The sequence below is a fragment of the Mesorhizobium sp. M2C.T.Ca.TU.002.02.1.1 genome (assembly GCF_003997225.1).
Map to the genome: position 1 here is coordinate 1 of NZ_RZTO01000940.1, position 2,176 is coordinate 2,176.

A 2,176-nucleotide genomic window follows, 5' to 3' on the forward strand; every position below is an offset into this window, starting at 1 on the left:
GGTTGAGCACGCCGGCGAGAAATTTCTCGGCGCCCGGCGTCAACCGGTTGGGGCCGGCCGCGAAGGCCGGCTTGCCGTCCCGCCACAGGCTGACATGGTGATGCGCGCCGCAGGCGCTTTCCTTGCCCGGCGGCTGGAAGCGCGTCATGAAGGTGGCGACCAGCCCACGCTCGGCGCACAGCTCGCGCAGATGCAGCTTGGCGCGCATGGCGGCATCCGCCGCGGCGAGCGCGCTCTTCGGCGTCAGCGCGTACTCATACATGCCGTAGCCATATTCGGTGACGAGCGAGGCGACGCCGATGTCGATGCTCTTCATGCGCGTGATGAACTCGGCGGCGAAATCCTGGTATTCGCCGCTGCGCACCAGGTCGTAGTTGATCAGCGAATGGCCCCACGGCTTCAGCTCGCGATAGCGACCGGCGCGCATCAAATCATGGTCGGCATGGAAAATGCCGAACTCATATTCGAGCGCGAATTTCGGCTCGTAGCCGAGCGCCCTCGCCCGCTCCTCGACGCGCGCCAGAACGCCGCGCGGATCATAGGGGCACACCGCGCCGTCGAGCATGAAAGAACGCGTGATGGCCGAGGCGAATTTGGGCTTCCAGCCATGCTGCACCACCGTGTCCGGATCGATGATGCCCTTGATGTTGGGAAAGCCGTTCTCCTCATTGGCGCTCGGTGAAGCGAAGGCAACGTCGCCCATCGGCTGGCCGTCGCCATGCGTGACGCAATAGAGGATGGCGTTGATCGACTCGCCGGATGTGGAGAGCTTCAGCGGCGCGATCTTGGAACGTACTACGCCCGACGTGTCGACCGTATGCACCTCGACGAACTCGACGCCGCGCTTGGCGAGCTCGGCCTGCAGCGCTTCGAGCTTCGGCGCATACGCCGCCACCCTGTCCTCAAATTCCACGTTCAACCCTCCACCAGGAAATGACTGAGCTATTTGGCGTTGCGCCGCAACAGAAGCGAGAAAAGCTCGTCGAGCTCATGCCGGCCGCTGATGCCGCTTGGCCGGAACGCCATGCAAAGCACGATGACCACGCCGAGCGCCACGCCCGACAGGCCGAGCAGCTGCGGCATTTGGATGCCCGCGACGGTCACGCCGGACTCGATGCTGCGGATGAATTCCAGTCCGATCGAAAGCACGATGACGCCGGTCACCGCCCCCGTCACCGTCGCCATGCCGCCGAGGATCAGCATCGCCAGCGTGTTGAAGATCATCTGGAAATAGAAGAGCTTGGGGCTGATCGTGCCGGCGAAATAGGCATAAAGCACGCCGGCGAGTCCGCAGATCAGCGCCGACAGCACCCATGACATCAGCCGCAGTTTTTTCGCATCGATGCCGAGTGCCGCGGCAGCCTGCGGGCTCTGCGCGCTGGCTCGCAACTGCAGGCCCCAGCGGCTGTCCTTGAACAGTCGCGCCGCCACGATCGCCAGCACCGCGAAGACCAGCATCCACGGCAGGCCGACCACTTTCGGAATGCCGAAGAAGGCCTGGTTGCCCTTGAACAGATCGGTCCAGTTGAGGAACACCGAATGGACGATGATCAGCAGCGCCAGGCTGACGATGGTCGCCGCGACTCCTGACAGCCGGCTGATCACCTTGCCGCTGACCAGCGCCACTATGCCGACGACCAGGAGCGCGATGAGCGCCGACGAGACCGGATCGAGCTCCAGCGTCGCAAAGCCGAAAGGCGCGTTGGGGATCGACAGCTTCTTCATGGCAAGCGGCGTCGACAGGATGGCGACGCCATAGGCGCCGAGCCCGACAAAGGCGCTGTGGCCGAGATTGGAGATGTTGGAATTGCCCATGAACACCTGCAGGCCGACCACCACGATCAGGTTCACGAAGGCGCCGAGCGCGAGGAACGTGTAGTAGGTCGGCGCGAAGTTCAGCACCAGGAGCCCGATCACCAGCACCGGCAGCGCCGTCACCAGCCCGCCGATCAGCGAGCGGACCAGCGCATTGTTGGATCGCGTTGCGCCGGTCGGAGCCGCCATCCGGTCGACCGCTTGCGAGAGTTCGGAGCCTGCCACGTCAGATCCCCCCGCCCTAAATCTCTTTGTCGCCGAGTTCGATGCGCTGGCCGAGCAGACCCTCCGGCCGGTAGACGAGCAGCGCGACGATGATGGCGTAGGTGAGCGCGTCCCGGAAGCCCGCATATTCCTGCGG

The 2,176-nt window shown here is 64.5% G+C and carries 2 protein-coding genes; both read right to left on the reverse strand.

Annotation, left to right across the window (positions count from 1 at the left end; genetic code table 11):
- Positions 1 to 913, reverse strand: a 913-nt coding sequence (locus EOD07_RS31730; RefSeq protein ID WP_127238080.1) for a glutamine synthetase, incomplete at its 3' end; no start/stop codon positions are given.
- Between the two features lie 29 nt (positions 914 to 942).
- On the reverse strand, positions 943 to 2,040 hold the full coding sequence (locus EOD07_RS31735) for a branched-chain amino acid ABC transporter permease (protein WP_245470563.1): 1,098 nt from the start codon (positions 2,038 to 2,040) through the stop codon (positions 943 to 945).
- Positions 2,041 to 2,176: the final 136 nt, after the last annotated feature.